At 72.5% G+C, this 19,377-nt stretch carries 22 protein-coding genes and 1 pseudogene; 17 read left to right on the plus strand and 6 right to left on the minus strand.

Going from position 1 to position 19,377, the window contains the following annotated elements:
* The first annotated feature begins 64 nt into the window (after positions 1–64).
* The 12 genes from hemE (at position 65) to ABIC61_RS05210 (ending at position 10,283) form a co-directional block, all read left to right on the plus strand.
* On the plus strand, positions 65–1,180 hold the full coding sequence (gene hemE / locus ABIC61_RS05155; protein WP_354029050.1) for a uroporphyrinogen decarboxylase: 1,116 nt from the start codon (positions 65–67) through the stop codon (positions 1,178–1,180).
* On the plus strand, positions 1,177–2,493 hold the full coding sequence (locus ABIC61_RS05160; protein ID WP_354029051.1) for a protoporphyrinogen/coproporphyrinogen oxidase: 1,317 nt from the start codon (positions 1,177–1,179) through the stop codon (positions 2,491–2,493). The genes hemE and ABIC61_RS05160 overlap by 4 nt, the downstream gene beginning before the upstream one ends.
* Positions 2,494–2,592: 99 nt before the next feature.
* Positions 2,593–2,847 (plus strand): hypothetical protein, encoded by a 255-nt coding sequence (locus ABIC61_RS05165; protein WP_079237686.1) that lies wholly within the window; start codon positions 2,593–2,595, stop codon positions 2,845–2,847.
* A complete protein-coding gene (locus ABIC61_RS05170; protein WP_079237687.1) occupies positions 2,844–3,302 on the plus strand; it encodes a phage holin family protein in 459 nt (152 codons plus the stop codon). Before ABIC61_RS05165 ends, ABIC61_RS05170 begins: the two co-directional genes overlap by 4 nt.
* Positions 3,303–3,338: 36 nt before the next feature.
* A complete protein-coding gene (locus ABIC61_RS05175) occupies positions 3,339–3,569 on the plus strand; it encodes a DUF3618 domain-containing protein (protein WP_354029052.1) in 231 nt (76 codons plus the stop codon).
* A 69-nt stretch (positions 3,570–3,638) separates the two neighbouring features.
* Positions 3,639–4,370, plus strand: coding sequence for a hydrogen peroxide-dependent heme synthase (gene hemQ, locus ABIC61_RS05180; protein WP_144754171.1), 732 nt, complete (start codon positions 3,639–3,641; stop codon positions 4,368–4,370).
* Positions 4,367–5,602 carry a ferrochelatase gene (locus ABIC61_RS05185; protein ID WP_354029053.1) on the plus strand — a complete coding sequence of 412 codons (1,236 nt, stop codon included), beginning with the start codon at positions 4,367–4,369 and terminating at the stop codon, positions 5,600–5,602. Before hemQ ends, ABIC61_RS05185 begins: the two co-directional genes overlap by 4 nt.
* A gap of 14 nt (positions 5,603–5,616) precedes the next feature.
* The gene (gene hemC, locus ABIC61_RS05190; RefSeq protein ID WP_354029054.1) at positions 5,617–6,588 is read left to right on the plus strand and encodes a hydroxymethylbilane synthase; all 972 of its coding nucleotides are present in this window, start codon (positions 5,617–5,619) and stop codon (positions 6,586–6,588) included.
* Positions 6,589–6,652: 64 nt separating this feature from the next.
* Positions 6,653–7,399, plus strand: a complete 747-nt coding sequence (locus ABIC61_RS05195) for a uroporphyrinogen-III synthase (RefSeq protein ID WP_354029055.1) — start codon at positions 6,653–6,655, stop codon at positions 7,397–7,399.
* Positions 7,400–8,407: a porphobilinogen synthase gene (gene hemB / locus ABIC61_RS05200; RefSeq protein WP_354029056.1), complete on the plus strand. Its 1,008-nt coding sequence runs from the start codon at positions 7,400–7,402 to the stop codon at positions 8,405–8,407. It begins immediately after the preceding gene.
* Positions 8,404–9,735, plus strand: a complete 1,332-nt coding sequence (gene hemL, locus ABIC61_RS05205; protein ID WP_354029057.1) for a glutamate-1-semialdehyde 2,1-aminomutase — start codon at positions 8,404–8,406, stop codon at positions 9,733–9,735. Before hemB ends, hemL begins: the two co-directional genes overlap by 4 nt.
* Positions 9,736–9,809: 74 nt before the next feature.
* A complete protein-coding gene (locus ABIC61_RS05210; protein WP_354029058.1) occupies positions 9,810–10,283 on the plus strand; it encodes a DIP1984 family protein in 474 nt (157 codons plus the stop codon).
* 264 nt (positions 10,284–10,547) lie between these two features.
* Here the strand turns inward: ABIC61_RS05210 and ABIC61_RS05215 are convergent, their stop codons facing one another.
* The 4 genes from ABIC61_RS05215 to ABIC61_RS05230 form a co-directional block, all read right to left on the minus strand.
* Positions 10,548–11,333, minus strand: a complete 786-nt coding sequence (locus ABIC61_RS05215) for an ABC transporter ATP-binding protein (protein WP_354029059.1) — start codon at positions 11,331–11,333, stop codon at positions 10,548–10,550.
* A 23-nt stretch (positions 11,334–11,356) separates the two neighbouring features.
* A complete protein-coding gene (locus tag ABIC61_RS05220; RefSeq protein ID WP_354029060.1) occupies positions 11,357–12,025 on the minus strand; it encodes a GntR family transcriptional regulator in 669 nt (222 codons plus the stop codon).
* An 88-nt stretch (positions 12,026–12,113) separates the two neighbouring features.
* Positions 12,114–13,091 (minus strand): MDR family oxidoreductase, encoded by a 978-nt coding sequence (locus tag ABIC61_RS05225; protein WP_354029061.1) that lies wholly within the window; start codon positions 13,089–13,091, stop codon positions 12,114–12,116.
* Positions 13,092–13,139: 48 nt separating this feature from the next.
* Positions 13,140–14,168: a 6-phosphofructokinase gene (locus tag ABIC61_RS05230; protein WP_354029062.1), complete on the minus strand. Its 1,029-nt coding sequence runs from the start codon at positions 14,166–14,168 to the stop codon at positions 13,140–13,142.
* Between the two features lie 79 nt (positions 14,169–14,247).
* On the opposite strand from ABIC61_RS05230, the gene ABIC61_RS05235 reads away from it, so the two are divergent.
* Positions 14,248–15,210 carry a DNA-3-methyladenine glycosylase family protein gene (locus tag ABIC61_RS05235; protein WP_502908784.1) on the plus strand — a complete coding sequence of 321 codons (963 nt, stop codon included), beginning with the start codon at positions 14,248–14,250 and terminating at the stop codon, positions 15,208–15,210.
* Positions 15,211–15,334: 124 nt separating this feature from the next.
* Here ABIC61_RS05235 and ABIC61_RS05240 read toward each other — a convergent pair whose 3' ends face one another.
* Positions 15,335–16,189 carry an NAD-dependent epimerase/dehydratase family protein gene (locus ABIC61_RS05240; protein WP_354029064.1) on the minus strand — a complete coding sequence of 285 codons (855 nt, stop codon included), beginning with the start codon at positions 16,187–16,189 and terminating at the stop codon, positions 15,335–15,337.
* Between the two features lie 25 nt (positions 16,190–16,214).
* Complete coding sequence (locus tag ABIC61_RS05245; protein ID WP_354029065.1) at positions 16,215–16,799, minus strand: COG4315 family predicted lipoprotein; 585 nt, start codon at positions 16,797–16,799, stop codon at positions 16,215–16,217.
* Positions 16,800–16,939: 140 nt separating this feature from the next.
* Here ABIC61_RS05245 and ABIC61_RS05250 point away from each other — a divergent pair, with 140 nt between their 5' ends.
* The 4 genes and pseudogenes from ABIC61_RS05250 to ABIC61_RS05265 all read left to right on the plus strand — a co-directional run.
* Positions 16,940–17,623, plus strand: coding sequence for a YceI family protein (locus ABIC61_RS05250; protein ID WP_354029066.1), 684 nt, complete (start codon positions 16,940–16,942; stop codon positions 17,621–17,623).
* Positions 17,620–18,135, plus strand: a complete 516-nt coding sequence (locus ABIC61_RS05255; protein ID WP_079237701.1) for a sigma-70 family RNA polymerase sigma factor — start codon at positions 17,620–17,622, stop codon at positions 18,133–18,135. The genes ABIC61_RS05250 and ABIC61_RS05255 overlap by 4 nt, the downstream gene beginning before the upstream one ends.
* Entirely contained in the window at positions 18,132–18,845 is a 714-nt protein-coding gene (locus ABIC61_RS05260; protein WP_354029067.1) for an anti-sigma factor family protein, read from the plus strand. Before ABIC61_RS05255 ends, ABIC61_RS05260 begins: the two co-directional genes overlap by 4 nt.
* Positions 18,846–19,030: 185 nt before the next feature.
* A pseudogene (locus ABIC61_RS05265) lies at positions 19,031–19,377 on the plus strand (hypothetical protein); the annotation flags it as partial.

The raw sequence follows: 19,377 nt of genomic DNA on the forward strand, positions 1-19,377 counted from the left end.
CCGGTTCCCGTTCCCATCGTGCGTGCACGGGATACGTTCCGTTCGCCGATGGGAGAATCGTGCGGTGACCGATGCACCGACCACCTCCCTCCCCGCCTCGCACCCGCTCGTCTCCGGGCGCACGTCGGGCTCGCCGCTCGTCCGCGCGCTCCGCGGTGACCGGCCGGAGACCCTGCCGGTGTGGTTCATGCGCCAGGCGGGGCGATCGCTGCCCGAGTACCGCGAACTCCGGGTCGGCACGGCCATGCTCGACGCCTGCCTCGACCCGGCGATGGCGTCGGAGATCACGCTGCAGCCGGTGCGCCGGCACGGCGTCGACGCGGGCATCTTCTTCAGCGACATCGTCGTGCCGATCAAGCTCGCGGGCGTCGACGTCGAGATCGTCCCCGGACGTGGCCCGGTCCTCGGCTCCCCGATCCGGTCGGCGGCGGACGTCGAGGCGCTCGAGCAGCTCGACCCGACGGCCCTTGCCCCGATCTCCGAGGCCGTCGCACGCACCGTCGAGCAGCTCGGGGACACCCCGCTGATCGGGTTCGCCGGCGCCCCCTTCACGCTCGCCGCCTACCTCGTGGAGGGCGGCCCGTCGAAGGACCACATCCGCGCCCGCACGCTCATGCACTCCGACCCGGATACCTGGTCGCGCCTGCTCGCCTGGGCCGCCGACGTGTCGGGGGCGTTCCTCCGGGCCCAGGTGCTCGCCGGGGCCTCGGCCGCGCAGCTCTTCGACTCGTGGGTGGGCTCGTTGTCCCGAGCGGACTACGTGCAGTCCGTCGCACCGCACTCCGCGGCGGCCCTCGCCCACGTGGCCGACCTCGGCGTCCCCCGCATCCACTTCGGTGTCGGCAGCGGCGAGGTCCTGCGCGACATGACCACGCTCGGCACGGACACCGTGGGCGTCGACGCGGTCGGGGTCGACTGGCGCCTGCCGCTCGACGAGGCCGTCCGCCGCGTCGGCACGGGCGTCACCGTGCAGGGCAACATCGACCCGGCGATGCTCTCCGCCCCGTGGGAGGTGCTCGAGGCCCACGTGCGCGACGTCGTCCGTCGCGGTGGTGCGGCTCGTGCCCACGTCGTGAACCTCGGGCACGGAGTGCCCCCGGAGACCGACCCGGCCGTGCTCACCCGGATCGTGGCGCTCGTCCACGAGCTCGGCGACGGGACGGACGGAGCCGCCGCGTGACCGACGTCGTCGTGGTCGGCGGCGGGGTCGCCGGTCTCGTCGCCGCCCGTGACCTCGCGAAGGGCGGCGCACACGTGGTCCTCGTCGAGGCGTCCGGCGTGCTCGGCGGGATGGTCCGTCGGCACACCGTGGCCGGGCTCGACGTCGACATGGCCGCGGACTCGTTCGCGACCCGGAACGACGCCGTCGGACGACTGGCGATCGAGCTCGGTCTCGGCAACGAGATCACGACGCCCGACCCCCGCGGCGCCTGGCTGATGACACGCGACGGTCGCACCTTCCCGATCCCCGCCACCGGCCTGCTCGGGATCCCGGGCAGCCCGATGGCGGCGGACGTGCTCGCGGTCGTGGGGCAGAAGGCCGCGTTCCGGGCGCAGATGGACTCCCTGCTGCCGTCGCTCGTCGGCTCGAAGGCGACGTCGCTCGGCGAGCTGGTCCGGAAGCGCATGGGCGAGCGGGTGCTCGACGACCTGGTCGTGCCGATCGTCGCGGGCGTGCACTCCACGCACCCGGACCACCTCGACCCGGACCGCGTCGCACCAGGGCTGCGTGCCGCGCTGCTCCGGGACGGCTCCCTCGCCCGCGCCGTCCTCGCACTCCGGGCCCGGGCGACCGCGGGGTCGGCGGTGCAGGGGATCCGCGGCGGCATCGTCCGGCTCGTGGACGAGCTCGTCGCCGACATGGACACCTACGGCGTCGAGGTCCGGCTGCACACCCGGGCCACGGCGATCGAGGAGCACGCGGTCGAGCTCGTCTCCGCTGACGGGCCGACCGAACGCCTGCCGGCCGATCACGTCCTCGCCTCGACCCCCGACCCCGCCCGGACCGCCCCGGCCACGCGGACGGGCATCGAGCTCGTCACGCTCGTGGTCGACCAGCCCGAGCTGGACGCGGCTCCGCGGGGCACCGGGATGCTCGTGCACCCCGATGCCGCCGAGGTCGCCGCCAAGGCGATCACGCACGCGACGGTGAAGTGGCCGTGGCTCGCCGAGGCGGCCGCGGGCCGACACGTCCTGCGACTCAGCTACGCGACCGACGCGACCGACGGGGCGGACGTCGCCACGAGCCTCCCGGTCGACCCCGCCGACGCCACCGGGACCCGCGCCACCCGCGATGCGACCGCCCTGCTCGGCGTGCCGGTCGCACCGAGTGCGGTCGTCGGCGCCGCCCGCGTCCGCTGGCACGGGCCGGACACGACCGCAGCCGGTCTGGCGGAGGGGGTCGTCGCGATCGGGGAGGCCTCGACCGGCCGGGGCCTCGCCGGGATCGTGGCGTCATCGCGCACCGCCGCTGAGCACATCCTGGATTCCTGAGCGGACCCCACCCTGGTGGAGGGCTACTGTTGCAGGAACGCCGGACGTATTCCGTTCGGCGCATGACCACCGCACACTGACCCAACGGAGGAATCGCAGATGCGAGGCAAGCTCCTGTTCGTCGCCGGCGCCGCACTCGGGTACGTCCTGGGATCGCGAGCCGGACGGGCGCGGTACGAGCAGATCAAGACCGTCAGCGGCAAGATCTGGAACAGCAACGGCGTCCAGAAGGGCGTCCACGTCGCCGAGGACTTCATCGCCGACAAGACCCCGGACGTCGCCGAGTTCGTCGGTGAGCAGACGAAGAAGGTCGTCCGCAAGGTCGGCCAGAAGAAGGACAACGCCACCTCATGACGGACACGCGCGACCGCAAGCCGCGTTCGCTGTTCGGCCTGGTCGGCGACGTCCCCAAGCTCGTCAAGGAGCTGGTCAAGGGCGAGCTGAACCTGCTCAAGGCCGAGATGCTGACCAAGGCGAAGATCTTCGGTCTCGCCGCCGGTCTGCTCGTGGGCGCGCTCGTCATCGTCCTGTACGCGATCGGCGTCCTGCTGACCGCTGCCGTGATGGGCCTGGCGACCGTGATGCCCGCGTGGCTCGCGGCGCTGGTGATCGCCGTCGCGATGCTGCTCGTCGCCGCGATCCTCGGACTCCTCGGCTGGCGGCGCCTGAAGACCGGGCTGCCGATCACGCCGAAGCGCACGATCGACAGCGTGAAGAACGACGTCAACGCGGTGAAGGGCCTGGGCAAGAAGCCGACCCCGCCGACCCAGTACGGCACCCGCAAGCCGGACGTCGGTGGCCGCTTCTAGCGGCTCGTACCCGCACCACCCCCTCGGAGGAACCACGTGACCGATCAGCACGACGACCTGGCCGACCGCGTCGCAGCGACGCGCGCCCAGCTCTTCGACACCCTCGACGCGATCGAGGACAAGCTCAACGTGCCGAAGCAGATCGGGATCGCGGCCTCGAAGGTCAAGCGTGGGATCGACGAGAAGTCGGTGCCGTACCTGGCCGGGCTCGCAGCGGGCGTGGCGGTGGTCGGGGGTATCGTCGTAGCGGTGCTCCGACGGCGGTAGACCGCCCGAGCGCGGTCCACGGGATGCGGGGCGGCCAACACCCTGGCAACCGATAGGACAATGGATTCCATGAGCTCCACCGCGCCCTCGTCCGCGCACGACGCCCACGAGACCGCCCCCGACGGCATCGACCCCAACCTGCTCACGGCGTACGCCCTCTGGGCCGTGTTCCGTCGGCCCCTCGGCCCGATCCACACCGTCGGAGACGACGCGGTGGCCGAGCTCGACGCCGTCGTCACGGCCGCCGCCGAGCGAGGCGTGACGATCCGCGGCTTCTACGACGTGTCCGGCTTCCGCGCCGACGCCGACGTGATGATCTGGCTGCACGGCGACGACGCGCAGGCGATCCAGTCCGTCCTGCGCGAGATCCGCCGGACCGGCCTGTTCCAGGACGCCGAGCCGGTGTGGCACGCCATGGCCATGCACCGCGAGGCCGAGTTCAACAAGCGGCACACCCCTGCGTTCCTGCGCGGCAAGGACCCCGAGGCGTGGATCACGGTGTACCCGTTCGTCCGCTCCTACGAGTGGTACCTCCTGCCCGAAGAAGAGCGCTCGAAGATGCTCCGCGACCACGGCATCGCCGGCGCGAAGTACCGCCGGGTGCTCACGAACACGATCGCCACGTTCGCGCTGAGCGACTACGAGTGGATCCTGCCGCTCGAGAGCCCGGACCTGGTGGACCTCGTCGACCTGATGCGCGACCTGCGCTACACCGAGGCGCGCCTGCACGTGCGCGAGGAGGTCCCCTTCTTCACCGGTCGTCGGGTGACGACCGCCGAACTGCCGGAGGTGCTGTCATGACCGACACGAGCCACATCACGAACGGTCAGCCCGTGCTCGCCGCGACGCCGGCAGCGGCCGACGGTCCCGAGCACGTCGAGGTCCCGGTCGCGTACGACGCGATCCTGCTCGCCGGCTTCGGCGGTCCCGAGGGCCAGGACGACGTCATCCCGTTCCTCCGCAACGTCACGCGTGGTCGCGGCATCCCGGACGAGCGACTGGAAGAGGTCGCGCACCACTACCGGCACTTCGGCGGTGTCAGCCCCATCAACGCGCAGAACCGCGCGCTCAAGGCGGCTCTCGAAGGTGAACTCGCGAGCCGCGGCATCGACATGCCGGTGCTCTGGGGCAACCGCAACTGGGAGCCCTACCTGGAGCAGGCGTTCACCGAGGCCGCCGACAACGGCTACACCAAGCTCATCGCGATCGCCACGAGCGCCTACTCGTCGTTCTCGAGCTGCCGCCAGTACCGCGAGGACTACGCCCGCGTGCTCACCGAGACCGGTCTGATCGACACCATCCAGATCGACAAGGTCCGGCAGTTCTTCGACCACCCCGGCTTCGTCCGCCCGTTCGTCGACGGTGTCCGCGACGGCATGGCGAAGGCCATCGCCGAGAACGACGGCCTCGACGTCGCGACCGAACTGCACGTGCTGTTCTCGACGCACTCGATCCCGTCGACCGACGCGGCGAAGTCCGGCCCCGACTACGGCGGCTTCGACGAGCACGGGGCGTACGAGGCCCAGCACCTCGCCGTGGCGCAGGTCGTCCTCGACCAGGCGTGGGCCGAGCTGCTCGAACGCCCCGAGCACGCGTCCCTCCGCGGCACGAGCACGCCGCCGTGGAAGCTCGTCTACCAGTCGCGCTCGGGCCCGCCGTCGCAGCCGTGGCTCGAGCCGGACATCAACGACTACATGAACGAGACGCTCAAGGGCGGCCCGACGCGTGCGGTCCTCATCGTCCCGCTCGGCTTCGTGAGCGACCACATGGAGGTCATGTGGGACCTCGACGAAGAGGCCACCGAGACCGCTGGCGAGCTCGGCTTCTGGTCGGTCCGGACGCAGACCCCAGGCGTCGACCCGGCCTACGTCGCCGGCCTGGTGGACCTCGTCCTCGAGCGCGTCAACGGCACGCCGACGAGCGAGCGGCCGCACGAGACGGACCTCGGCCCCTGGTACGACGTCTGCCGTCCGGGCTGCTGCGAGAACGTGCGCGCCGGGTTCAAGCCCGCCGCCGCGGGGCTCGCCCCGTGACGGACGAAGCAAGCGTGACGGACGGAGCAGCCGGCGGCCCGGCGCCGATCCGCCTCGGCACCCGCGCCAGCCGCCTCGCCGTCGCGCAGTCCCAGGACATCGCCGACCGCCTGGCGAAGGCATCGGGTCGCCCGGTTGAACTCGTCACCGTGACGAGCGAGGGCGACACGAACCGTGCCTCGCTCGCGAGCCTCGGCGGCACCGGCGTCTTCGCCAGTGCCCTCCGCGAAGCCCTCGTCGCGAACGAGGTCGACGTGCTCGTGCACTCGCTGAAGGACCTGCCGACCGCGCCGTACCCCGGCCTGCGGATCGGCGCGGTGCCGAAGCGCGCGGACGCCCGCGACGTCCTGGTCGCCCGGAACGCCGCGACGCTCGACACCCTGCCCGAGGGCGCGAAGGTCGGCACCGGATCGCCCCGCCGCGTCGCGCAGCTCAAGGCGAAGCGCCCCGACCTCGACGTCGTGGACATCCGCGGGAACATCGACACCCGTCTCGGCCGCGTCGAGGACGACCTCGACGCCGTGGTGCTCGCCGCAGCCGGCCTCGGTCGGATCGACCGGCTGAACGAGGCGACCGAGCTCCTGGATCTCGGCTTCTGGCCGAGTGCTCCCGGCCAGGGCGCACTCGCGGTCGAGGTCCGAGCGGACGAGGCCGACCGGAACCTGCTCGCCGCGCTGGGCAAGATCGAGCACGCCCCGACCCGTCTGACGGTGTCGGCCGAACGCGAGGTCCTCGCGAAGCTCGAGGCCGGCTGCTCCGCACCGATCGGCGCGACGGCGATCGTCGACGCCGAACTCCTGCTCGTCTCGGCGACGGTCTACCGTCCCGACGGCTCCGAGTACCGCACCGCGTCGCACGCATCGGTGCTCGAGGGATCCGCGCAGGACCGCCAGGCCGAGGCACTCGAGGTCGGCGCCCGCGTCGCCGCCGAACTGCTCGAGAGCGGCGCGGCCGAGCTGGCCGACATCGCCTCCGCCGCCGAGTAGGCACGTCACGGACACGCGGTCGCCCGTCGTCGTCATCCCGCGGGGTGGCGACTGGGGCGACCGCGTGGCCGCTGCCGCACACGACCGGGGGCTCGACCCGCGGATCGTCCCGCTCATCGGGACGGAGGCACCGAAAGACCCCGCCCCGCTCGCCGCTGCGGTCCGCCGTCTGGTCGCCTCCGGAGCGGCCGGGAGGCACGACGCACCATCCGCGGTCGGCGACCGTCCACGCGTGGCCGGCCCCGACTGGCTCGTGGTGACCAGTGCGACGGCGGTGCGCGTGATCGCGGGACTGGTGACGCGCCTCCCGTCCGACCTGCTGGTGGCGGCGGTCGGCGAGCCGACCGCACGAGCCGCGCGTGCCGCCGGCTGGGTCGTCGACCTGGTGCCGCCGGACGCCTCGGCGGCGGCGCTCGTCGAGGCGCTGCCGGACACGGCTCGATCCGTCCTGTTCCCGCGGTCCGACCTGGCCGCACCGACGCTGGTGGACGGCCTGCGCGCCCGCGGGATCGACGTGGACGACGTGGTGGCGTACCGTACCGTGGGGACCGGCGACGAGCCGATCACCCTCGACACGGTGCCCGCCGCGGTGCTCGTGACGAGCGGCAGCGTCGCCCGCGAGATCGCCCGCCGGATGACCCCGCTCGACCCCGGCACCCTCGTGGCCTGCATCGGGCCCGGGACCGCCGCCGACGCCCGCGCGGCCGGACTGCCGGTCCACGTGATCGGACGCACCCGGTCCGCCGAAGCCCTCCTCGACGCCGTCGCCGAGACCCTGCACCACTCCGCCCCCGAACAGGAAGGCACCTAAGTGACCGGCCGCTTCCCCCAGGTCCGCCCCCGTCGACTCCGCGCCACCCCCGCGATGCGACGCCTCGTCGCCGAGACCCGGCTCCACCCCGCCGAGCTCGTGCTGCCGATGTTCATCCGGGAAGGGGCGCGCGACGCGATCGACATCTCGAGCATGCCCGGGGTGCAGCAGCACTCGCTCGACTCGTTCCGGCGTGCGCTGGTCGAGGCCGCGTCCGTCGGCATCGGGGGCGTGAACCTCTTCGGCGTGCCCGAACGCAAGGACGCCGTCGGCTCCGGCGCGACCGACCCGGACGGCATCCTCAACGTGGCGATCCGGATCGCGAAGGAAGAGGTCGGCGACGCGCTCGTCGTGCAGTCCGACCTGTGCCTCGACGAGTTCACGGACCACGGGCACTGCGGTGTCCTGGCGGCGGACGGGTCGGTCGACAACGACGCGACCCTGCTGCGCTACCGCGACATGGCCGTCGCACAGGCCGAAGCGGGTGCCGAGCTCGTCTGCATGAGTGGGATGATGGACGGCCAGATCGCCGCCGCACGTGACGCGCTCGACGTCGCGGGCCACTCCGGGACGGCCCTGCTCGCCTACGCGGCGAAGTACGCGTCCGCGTTCTACGGCCCCTTCCGCGAGGCCGTCGACTCCTCGCTCGTGGGCGACCGTCGGACGTACCAGATCGACGCCGCGAACGGCCGGCAGGGGCTGCGCGAGGTCGAGCAGGACATCGAGGAGGGCGCCGACATCGTCATGGTGAAGCCCGCGATGAGCTACCTCGACGTGCTCGCCGAGACCGCTGCGACCTCGCCCGTGCCGGTGTGGGCGTACCAGATCTCCGGCGAGTACGCGATGATCACGGCAGCCGCGCAGAACGGCTGGATCGACCGGGACGCCGCCGCCATGGAGGCCCTCGTCGGCATCAAGCGTGCAGGTGCGGACGCGATCCTCACCTACTTCGCGGTCGAGATCGCCCGCACGCTCACCCGTTCGTCCGCCGAGGAGGCCGCACGATGACCACCAACGACCAGCTGTTCGGCCGCGCGAAGAACAGCATCCCCGGCGGCGTGAACTCCCCAGTGCGCGCGTACGGTTCCGTCGGCGGGACCCCCCGCTTCCTGACGAGCGCGAAGGGCGCCTACGTCACCGACGCGGAAGGCCGTGAGTACGTCGACCTCGTCGCGTCCTGGGGTCCGGCGATCCTCGGGCACGCGCACCCCGCGACGGTCGAGGCCGTGCAGCAGGTGGCGGCCCGTGGGCTGAGCTTCGGGGCGTCGACCCCGGGTGAGACCGAGCTCGCCGAACTCGTGAAGCAGCGGGTGTCCGTGGACGGCGACGGGCCGATCGAGAAGCTCCGGATGGTGTCGACCGGCACCGAGGCGACGATGACGGCGATCCGGCTCGCCCGCGGGTACACCGGCCGTGACCTCCTCGTGAAGTTCGCCGGGCACTACCACGGGCACTCGGACTCCCTGCTCGCCGAGGCCGGTTCGGGCGTCGCCACCCTGGCGCTCCCCGGCAGCGCGGGCATCACCGCCGAGACCGCCGCGCAGACCCTGGTGCTGCCGTACAACGACCTCGACGCCGTGCGCCGTGCGTTCGACGAGCACTCCGAGCGCATCGCCGGCGTCATCGTCGAGGCCGCCGCCGCGAACATGGGCGTGCTCGCACCGGAGCGCGGGTTCAACCGGGCGCTGGCGCAGATCGTCCAGTCGCACGGCGCACTCCTCATCGTCGACGAGGTCCTGACGGGCTTCCGTGTCGGCTCTGCCGGCTGGTGGGGGCTCGAGGCGTCCAAGGTCGTCCCGGACGGTGCCGGCTGGAAGCCCGACATCATCACGTTCGGCAAGGTCATCGGCGGCGGCATGCCGCTCGCCGCACTCGGTGGTCGCCGGGAGGTCATGGACTACCTGGCACCGCTCGGCCCCGTGTACCAGGCGGGCACCCTGTCCGGGAACCCGCTCGCCGTCGCTGCCGGCATCGCCACGCTCCGGGCCGCGACCCCGGACGTGTACGCGCACCTGGACCGCACGGCGTCGACCATCGCGACCGCCACCAGCGAGGCACTCTCCGCCGAGGGCGTCGCACACACCGTGCAGCACGCCGGGAACCTGTTCTCCTTCGCCTTCAGCGAGACCGCCCCCCGGAACTACGACGACGTCCGCGCGCAGGACGCGTTCCGGTACGCGCCGTTCTTCCACGCGATGCTCGACGCCGGGGTCACCCTGCCGCCGAGCGTGTTCGAGGCGTGGTTCGTCACCGCCGCCCACGACGACCGGGCCGTCGGCCGGGTGCTGGACGCGCTGCCGGCCGCGGCGAAGGCGGCGGCGAGCGCGACGCCGTAGAGCCGACCGTCCCCGCGACGGGAGGCGCGTGCCCGACCCGGGCCGTGCCTCCCGTCCGCTGGTTGGATGGCGACATGCAACTCGCTGAAGCGCTCATCGAACGCGCGGACCTGCAGAAGCGCATCGAGCAGCTCCGATCGCGGATCGCCGCCAACGCCCGCTACCAGGAGGGCGAGGAGCCCGACGAGGACGCCGCTGCCCTGCTGGCCGAGGCCGAGCAGGCCGTCGACGCACTCGAGGTGCTGCTCGCGCGCATCAACGCGACCAACGCGTCGACCGTGCTGGCCTCCGGGGACACCGTCACGGCGCTCCTCGCACGCCGGGACGCCCTGCGGCTGCGGCACTCGCTCGTGACCGGAGCCGCCGACGCGACCGCGGGCGGTGGTGGTGGCTACCGACAACTCCGCAGCGAGCTCCGGACGTTCGCCGCCCTGCCGACCGCCGAGCTGCGGAGTCGTGCGGACACCCTGGCGAAGGAACTCCGCGAGCTCGACGCGACCATCCAGCGCAGCAACTGGGAGGTGGCGCTCCTGGAGCCGACCGACTGAACGAACGGGGCGGTGCGTCGGTAGGCGGACCGGGGCGGGTACGGACCCGACGGACCGGCGGGCAATCCGGTCCTCATGTGGCGCAGTGGGCAGCGCCGTGGCGCGAGCCGGCACAACGCAGCCCAGCACCGCGCACCGGCGACGGTGCACGCAGCACCACGCACAACCGCGTACCGACCGGACCACCGAGGGTGGGACAGGGGACACCACCGCCCCGTCAGCAGGTCGCGCTGTCGCCGTCCGCTCCCTGGAGGCGCGGGTCGGCTACGACGCGCGGCGTGCGGCCCAGCGGCCCTCGGCGCGCAGGATCGCGAGGGGGAAGTCGAACGCGTGGGAGACCGCGGACGACGTGATGACCTCGTCGGAGGTGCCCTGCGCGACCGACGCGCCGTCCCGCAGGAGCATCGCGTGCGAGGTCGAGGCCGGCAGGTCCTCCAGGTGGTGGGTCACCATCACGCTGCCGAGCTCGGGGTGCCGGTGCCGCAGCGCGTCGACGGTCTCGAGCAGGTGCTCCCGGGCGGCGACGTCCAACCCGGTGGCGGGTTCGTCGAGCAGGAGCAGCTGCGGCTCGGACATCAGCGCGCGGGCGATCAGGGCCCGGCCGCGCTCACCCTGGGAGAGCACGGGCCAGCGGGCATCGAGCCGGTCGGTCAGCCCGACGTCGGCGATGTGCCGCTCGGCCGTGGCCACCTGGGCGTCCGTCGGCGTCCACCGCATCATGAGGTCGGTCGTCCCGGTGAGCCCGGTCAGCACCGTCTCGAGCACCGTCAGCGGCGAGAGCATGCGGTGCCTCGGGTCGACGTGCCCGATGTGCTCGCGGAGCTCCCGGACGTCCACCCGCCCGAGTCGGCGGCCCAGCACCTCGACGGTGCCCGCCGTCGGGTGGCTGTTCGCACCGAGGACCGCGAGCAGCGTCGACTTGCCGGCACCGTTCGGCCCGAGGAGTGCCCAGTGCTCGCCGCGCCGGACGGTCAGGTCGATGTCGTGCAGGAGGTCTCGGCCGGACCGGGTCACGCGGACGCCGGTGGCGTGGATGAGGACGTCGGTCACGATCCCATCGTGCCCGACGCCGCTCATGCGCGAGCGGCGCGGAGCGTCTTCAGGTGGTCGTCGACGGCACGGGCGAGTGAGCGCATGACCGCGGCCCCGGCCTCGCCGTCACGACCTCGTGCCGCAGCGGCGAGGGGGTCGACGGCGTGCTTGACGTCCCAGAAGATGAACTCGTCGGCGGTCAGCGCGAGGAACTTCACGCGCGGCACGAGCGACGTGGTGAACGTCGCGAGCAGCTCGTTGTCGGCTACGCGGACCAGGAGTTCGAGGAAGTCGGAGATGTCGTCGTTCGTTGCGCGGTCCTCGTTCTCCGCGTGGACCCGGAGGTTCTCGAGGACGTCCACGAGCTGCGCGAGATCGGTTTCGTCGAGCTTCGGGAACGACCACCGCACCGCGAGCTCGGCGATGCCGAGGAAGACCTGGAGCGCTTCGTCGTACTGCTTGGCGTTCGGCGTCGCGATCCGGGTGTACCGGTTCGCCTCCATCTCGACCAGGCCGTAGTCGACGAGCTTGGCGATCGCCTCGCGGATCGGGGTGCGACTGACTCCGAGCCACTGCACGAGCTCGTCGTCGTTGAGACGCTCGCCGGCCTGGAGTGTGCCGTCCTGGATCGCGGCGAGCATCTTCTCGAGCACGACGTCTCGCAGGAGCTTCCTCGGCGAGTTCTCGACGGTCGACTTGGGTACCGGCATGCCGGACTCCTCACAGGGTCAGGTGTTCTGTACTCCAATCCTAACGTGTCAATATGCAAACGTTGTGAAATCTTAGCATGATGGAATGTCATGCATCAACCCTGACGATGGTCCGCCCGTGCACCTGTCCCGCGACGACCTCCGGACCCACCCGCAGGGCCTCGTCGAGCGACACGGTCCGCACCACCCCCGCCAGCACCGCCGGGTCGAGATCGGTCGCGAGTCGGTCCCACGCCTGCTGCCGGAGCGGCAGCGGTGCGTCGACCGAGTTGATGCCGAGCAGGGACACCGCTCGCAAGATGAACGGCATCACCGTCATCGGCAGCGCGGCGTCCTGCGCGAGTCCGCACGCCGTGACCGCTCCGCCCCACCGTGTCGCAGCGATGACGTTCGCGAGTGTGGCGCCACCGACGCTGTCCACCGCGCCCGCCCAGGCCGCACGCTGCAGGGGCTTGCCGGGTTCGGACAGCGTGGCCCGGTCGACGACGCCCGTCGCACCCAGGGCACGGAGCGAGTCCTCGTTGGCGAGCCGTCCGGTCGACGCGGTGACGTCGTACCCGCGGGCGGCGAGCAACGCGATCGCGACGGTACCGACACCGCCGGACGCGCCGGTCACGAGCACCGGACCGTCCCCGGGGGCGACGAACCGTTCGAGTGCGAGCACGCTGAGCATCGCGGTGAACCCCGCCGTGCCGATCGCGGCGGCGACGGAGTCGTCGAGGCCGTCGGGCAGCACCACCAGCGACCCGGACGGCACCACGGCGTGCTCCGCCCAGCCGCCGTGCCGGGTCTCGCCCAGCCCGGCGCCGTTCAGCACGACACGGTCGCCGATCGCGACGTCGTGCACACCCGGGCCGAGGGCCGACACCCGACCGACGACGTCGATGCCGGGAACGAGGGGATCGACCCGCGCCACACCGGGGTTCCGGGCGAGCGCCAGGCCGTCCTTGTAGTTGACGCTCGAGTACGTCACGTCGACGAGGGCCTCGCCCTCGGCCGGGTCGGCGAGGTCGACCTCGGTGACGGTGGGCGGGGCGGAACTGGAGACGAGGACTGCGCGGGTCACGAGACGGACGCTACCCCGCGCCTCCCGGCCCTGCTTACCCGGCAGTGCTCATCCGAACATGATGGCGGCTTCGTCGTACCGGGCCTGCGGCACGGTCTTCAGCTCGCCGAGTGCCTCGTCGAACGAGACGTGCACGATGTCCGTGCCCCTCAGCGCGACCATCCGGCCCCACCGCTCCTCGACGACCGCGTCGATGGCCGCCAGGCCGAGGCGCGTCGACAGCACGCGGTCGTACGCCGTCGGCGTCCCACCGCGCTGGATGTGGCCCAGGGTGGTGGCGCGGGTCTCGATGCCCGTCATCTCCTCGATGAGGGGCGCGAGGCGTTCACCGATACCGCCGAGCCGCGGCCGCCCGAAGGCGTCGAGCCCACGCTCGGTGTGCGCGTTGTCCTCGTGGTCGGGGACGAAGCCCTCGGCGACGACGACCAGGGGAGCCCGGCCGCGGTCGTAGGCGGCACGCACCCACTGCGCGATCTGCTCCATGCTCGTCTTCTGCTCCGGGATCAGGATCGCGTGCGCACCCGAGGCCATCCCCGAGTGCAGGGCGATCCAGCCGACGTGGCGGCCCATGACCTCGGCCACCATGCAGCGCGAGTGCGACTCACCCGTCGTGCGGAGGCGGTCCATGGCCTCGGTCGCGATGGCGACGGCGGTGTCGAAGCCGAACGTGTAGTCGGTCGCGCCGAGGTCGTTGTCGACGGTCTTCGGGACGCCGACGATCTTCAGGCCGGCGTCGGTCAGGCGCTTCGCTGCGGCCAGGGTGCCCTCGCCGCCGATCGCGACGATGGCGTCGATACCGTGCCGCTCCAGCGTCTTCTCGATGTTCTCCACGCCGCCGTTCGGGCCCTCGAAGGGGTTCGTCCGGCTCGTGCCGAGGATCGTGCCGCCCTGCTTCGCGATGCCCTGGATGTCCTTGCGACCGAGCGGGACGATGTCGCCGTCGACCACACCGCGCCAACCGTCGCGGAACCCCACGAAGTCGTGTCCGTAGATCGCGATGCCCTTCAGCACGATCGCGCGGATGACCGCGTTCAGGCCGGGGCAGTCGCCTCCGGAGGTGAGGATGCCGATGCGCATGGGAACTCCGTCGTCGGGTGGTGGGGGACTGCCCCCATCATGACTGACGGTGGTTCCGCATTACCATCCCCGTGTGTCCCTGCATGCTGCCGCCGCGTCGTCGTCCGTCGCCGCGTCGGGCGACGCGGCTCGCGTGGACACGCTCTACCGGCCTGGAGGCGCGGTGGACGTCCGCGCGACCCTCCGGCCCCTGCAGCGCGGCTCCGGTGACCCCGCCTTCCGCGTGGTCGGCGCCGACACGTGGCTCGCCCTCCGCACGCCGACCGGGCCGGCCTCGGTGCTCGTGCGCCGTGCGGGGTCGTCCACGATCGCGGTGTCCGCGTGGGGAGACGGTGCCGCCTGGGCCGTCACCCACGCACCCGACCTGCTCGGCCGCGGCGACGACTGGTCGTCGTTGGACGTCTCGGGGCACCCGTTCCTCGCCGACGCGCTGCACCGGCAACCCGGGCTCCGACTGCTCCGCACCAACACCGTCGTCGCGATGCTCGTGCCGGCGATCATGGAGCAGAAGGTGACCTCGCGCCAGGCCTGGCGCGCCTGGCGGTACCTGCTCCGGCGGTACGGCACGCCCGCCCCCGGACCGGCCCCGGCGGACATGTTCGTCCCGCCGGACGCTGCGACCTGGTCCAGGATCCCGAGCTGGGAGTGGCACCGGGCCGGCATCGAACCCGGGCGGTCGGCCACCGTGATGCGGGCGATGCGGGTCGCGCCCGCACTCGAGCGGACGCTGACGCTGGGCCGCGGCGGCACCGTCGTGTCCGAGCGCCTGCAGTCGGTGCCGGGCATCGGGAAGTGGACGGCTGCCGAGACGGCGCAGCGTGCGCACGGCGACCCGGACTCCCCGAGCGTGGGGGACTTCCACGTGCCGGCGCTCGTCGGGTGGGCACTCACCGGCGGGCCGGTCGACGACGACGGGATGCTCGAGCTCCTCGAACCCTGGCGCGGGCACCGGGAGCGGGTCGTGCGGTTGATCGGGGGCTCGGGCTTCCGGAAACCGGCGTTCGGGCCGCGGATGACGATCCAGGACCACCGGTTCCACTAGCGCGTCGCGTCGCGTCGCGTCGCGGCGCTGCCCGCTCGATCGCGCCCCGTTCCGGACGTCGCACCCCGATGTGCCGGGGTGCGACGTCCGCACCGGGGCGCGACGTGCCATCCCCGGTACTGGGTCAGGGGTGGCGGGTGCCCTCGCCGGCGATCACGGCGCGGTAGCCCTCGCGGAACGACGGGAAGCGTGGGGCCCATCCCGTCGAGCGGAGCAGGGCGTTCGACAGGCGCTTGTCCCCGGCGCTCTGCCGTCCGGGGGCCTCGGCGGCTTCGTCGCGGGGAGGCTCCGGAGCGCCGAGTTCGGCGGCGAGGAACGCGTACACGTCGTCGAGCCGCGCGGGTTCGTCGTCGGTGACGAGGTACGTCGCCGCGGGGTCGTCCAGAGTCGCGAGGTGCACCAGTGCGGCGGCGGCGTCGTCGCGGTGGATCCGGTTCGTGTGCGGTGAGACCCCCGGCGCCAGGCTCGCAGAACCGGAGCGGACCTGGTCGATCAGGCGCTCGCGGCCCGGACCGTACACCCCGGACAGGCGCACGAGCAGGGCACCGGGAGCGCGTTCGCGGAGCAGCGACTCGGCCTCGAGCAGCACACCAGCGGTCGGGGTGGCGGCGACCGCCGGGGTCGTTTCGGTGACGGTGCTGCCGTCGTCCACGTCGTACACGGCGGTGGAGGACACCACGATCACCCGCGGGGCGGACCCCGACGCATCGATGCCGTCCAGGACGTTCCGCAGCCCGTCGACGTAGGTCGCGCGGTACTCGTCGACGTCACGGCTCCCCGCCGCCAGGGCCACGACGACGACGTCCGTGCCGGGGTCGATCGGTGCGACCTCGTGCCGGAGGTCCACCGACCGGCCGACGAGCGGCAGGGGGACGAGTTCACCCCGACGCCGGAGCCCGACCACACGGTGCCCCTCCGCGGCGAAGCGCAGGCCGGTCTCGATCCCGAGGTCGCCGCAGCCGGCGATGACGATGTCCACCGTCCCATCATGGGCCAGCAGCGCCTCAGCGGTGCTCGGTGCCGTCGGGGTTCACCGCGTACCAGACCCCACCAACACCCTGCCCGGTGACGTCCCCGGCCTTCGTGTCCGCCGCGTACGTGTAGATCGGCCGCCCGTCGACGGTGACCTGGAGCTTCCCGTCGACACCCGTGATCGTGCCGACCGTGCCGGTGACACCGGACACCGAGGGGGTGGTGGCGCCGGACTCGATCGCCGGCCAGGCCGAGGCGCACCCGCCGGTGCAGGTGCTCTTGCCCGAGCCCTTGACGTCCTGCTCGTAAAAGTACGCCGTCATCCCCTTGCCGTCGACGACCGTGCCGAGCGAGGTCGAGGCGGTCGCGATGCCGTCGTCGGCGCCGTGGCCACCGCTGTCTCCGCCGCTGTCGTCGGACCCGTACAGGCCCCCGGACGACGACGAAGAAGACGACGGTGACGACGAAGCAGACGAGTCGGAAGCAGCAGACGACGCCGACGACGACGACGAACCTGCCGACGCCGTCGACTGCGACGCGCACCCGGCGAGGGCCAACGCGCCGAACGCGACGCCGACGACCAGCAGGACCGAACGGGTGGAACGTGTGGAACGCATGGGTGGCCCCTGTCCTGCGGACCCGGGCCGGGCCTCCCGGCTGGAACGGATCCGCTCGTGAGGTGACACGGCACGACGGGCCGGATCGTTCGATCCCGACCCGGATCGAACGATCCGGCGACCTGCCTCGTTGACCGGGTGTGAAGAGACGAACGAAGGTCCTGCTCGGCATCGCCGCCGGTGTGGTCGTCGTCGGCGCCGCGGGCGTCATCGGCGGTCCGATCGTCTACGCGAACCTCGTGAACAACGCCGCGGACGCAGCGCCGTCCCTGGCGCCGACCGGGGGTGCCACCCTGAGCGCGACCGAGGCAGACGGCACGTGGACCTCGACGTCCGCAGGTTTCGCGGGGTACCGGGTGCACGAGGTGCTCCGGGGCCAGGATGTGACCGTGACCGGACGCACCAAGGACGTCGATGCCCGGGCCACCGTGGCGGACGGGGCCCTCACGGCGGCCACGGTGACGGTGCAGGTCGCGTCGATCAGCACGCCCGAGTCCGCCCGCGACGACTACTTCCGCGGGACCGCGATGCAGACGGACCGCTTCCCGACGGCGACGTTCCGGGTGACCACGCCCGTCGACGTGCGTGCGGCGCTCGCCGGGACGGACCCCGACGTCGCCCTGCGCGGCGAGCTCACGCTGCACGGCGTCACCAAGGCCGTGACGGCGGACGCGCAGCTCGGTGTCGACCGGGACGGTCACGTGCAGGTCGCGGGCTCGGTGCCGATCACGTTCGCGGACTACGGCGTGCAGGCGCCGGACCTCGGTTTCGTGCGGGTCGACGACGACGGTGCGGTCGAGTTCTCGGTCGAGCTGGCGCGGTGACGGTGGACGCCCGGCCCGCCGACGAGCTCCTGACGGCACTGCACGCCGAGCACGGGGACGCGCTCCGGCGGTACGTGCTGCACCTCACGACGGACCGGGCGCTCGCCGAGGACGTCGTCCAGGAGACCCTCGTGCGCGCCTGGCAGCGGCCCGCGGTGCTCGAGCGCGACGCGGATGCCGCCCGTGCGTGGTTGTTCACGGTCGCGCGGAACCTCGTCGTCGACGATGCGCGGTCCGCCCGGCGCCGCCGCGAGGTCGGCTCCGACCTGCCCGTCGACGAGGTCCAGCCAGACCGGACGGACGCCGTCCTCGACGGGATCGTCGTCGCGGACGCGCTCGCCGGCCTCTCGCCGGAACACCGACGGGTCGTGGTCGACGCGTACTGGCTCGGCCACACCGTGCCCGAGATCGCCAGACGCCACGGGATCCCGGAGGGCACCGCGAAGTCGCGGCTGCACTACGGCCTCCGCGCGCTCCGGCTCGCACTGCAGGAACGAGGGGTGACCCGATGACCGACGACCGCTACCGGGACTGGGACGCCGCGTACGTGCTCGGCTCGCTGCCGACCGACGAGCGGCTCGAGTACGAGCGGCACCTGGAGACGTGCGCCGCGTGCCGCGCCGCCGTCGCGGAGCTGGCCGGGATGCCGGGGCTCCTGGGGCGGCTGCCGGCCGGGGACGCGGTGGCGATCGCAGAACCGGACGGGAGGCCCGACCCGGCCCCGCAGCACTCGCTCGCCGTGGTCGCGCACCGCGTCCGCACCCGTCGGCGCCGTCGTCGGGTGCTGGTCGCGTCCACAGCGGGGCTTGCCGTCGTCGCGGCGGTGCTCGGCGGGGTCGTGTTCGGGACGGGAGCCGGATCGCCGGGGTCGCCCTCGGCGCCGCCGCTGTCGTCGTCCGTGCCGCAGGCGGGGGAGCGCTACGCGATGTCGTCGGGCTCCGGGCTGACGGTGGACCTCGATGTGACGGGCAAGGCGTGGGGCACCCGGTTCGACTGGGGGTGCGAGTACGGCGGCCGCGACTGGGGCACGGGCAGCGCGGTCAGGTACGACCTCGTGGTGGTGCGGGAGGACGGCACCGACGAGACCGTCGCGTCGTGGAGCGCGACGGGCGAGCGTGCGACGGGGCTCGCGGCGGCGACGGACGTGCCGCTCGGATCGATCGCGTCGGTCGAGGTCCGACTGCACGGTGCGGCGCGGTCGTTGGCGTCCGTCGAACTCTGATCGAACGATTTCCCGAACTCGACCAAACCGGTCGGCCGAGGGTGCCGAATCACCTGCAACAACCGGGGAACACCCGGAGCGCTCACCAGCCGCACATCGCTGGTTCTCCACCCTCGCACGGGGTGTGTTCGGCGCGCTTTCAGGGAATTCGCGCCGAGCGCGATCACAGCAAAGGAATGAACACCATGCGCAAGAGCCTCAAGACCTCGATCACCCTCGCGACCACCGGTGCGCTCGTGCTCGGTGGTGCCGCGTTCGGCATCTCCTCCGCCCAGGCGTCGACGCCGACGGTGCACACCGTCTCCTCCAGCTCGTCGAAGATCCCGGCTCCGGTCGCTTCGGTGCCGGAGGTCCTCGGTGGCAGCACGGCCGTCGCGCTCGACTCGGGCTTCACCGACGCGCTGACCGCGCTGAAGCTGACCCCGGGTGTGTCCGGCAACGCCAAGCTCGCTGACGGTTCGGTGTCGTTCCCGATCACCGCCGGTTCGGTGACGTACTGGTCGCCGGACGGCAACTACCGTCCGTACGTGCA

Origin of the sequence: Curtobacterium sp. 1544 (genome assembly GCF_040544915.1) — a bacterium.
Taxonomy (GTDB): Bacteria; Actinomycetota; Actinomycetes; order Actinomycetales; family Microbacteriaceae; genus Curtobacterium; species Curtobacterium pusillum_C.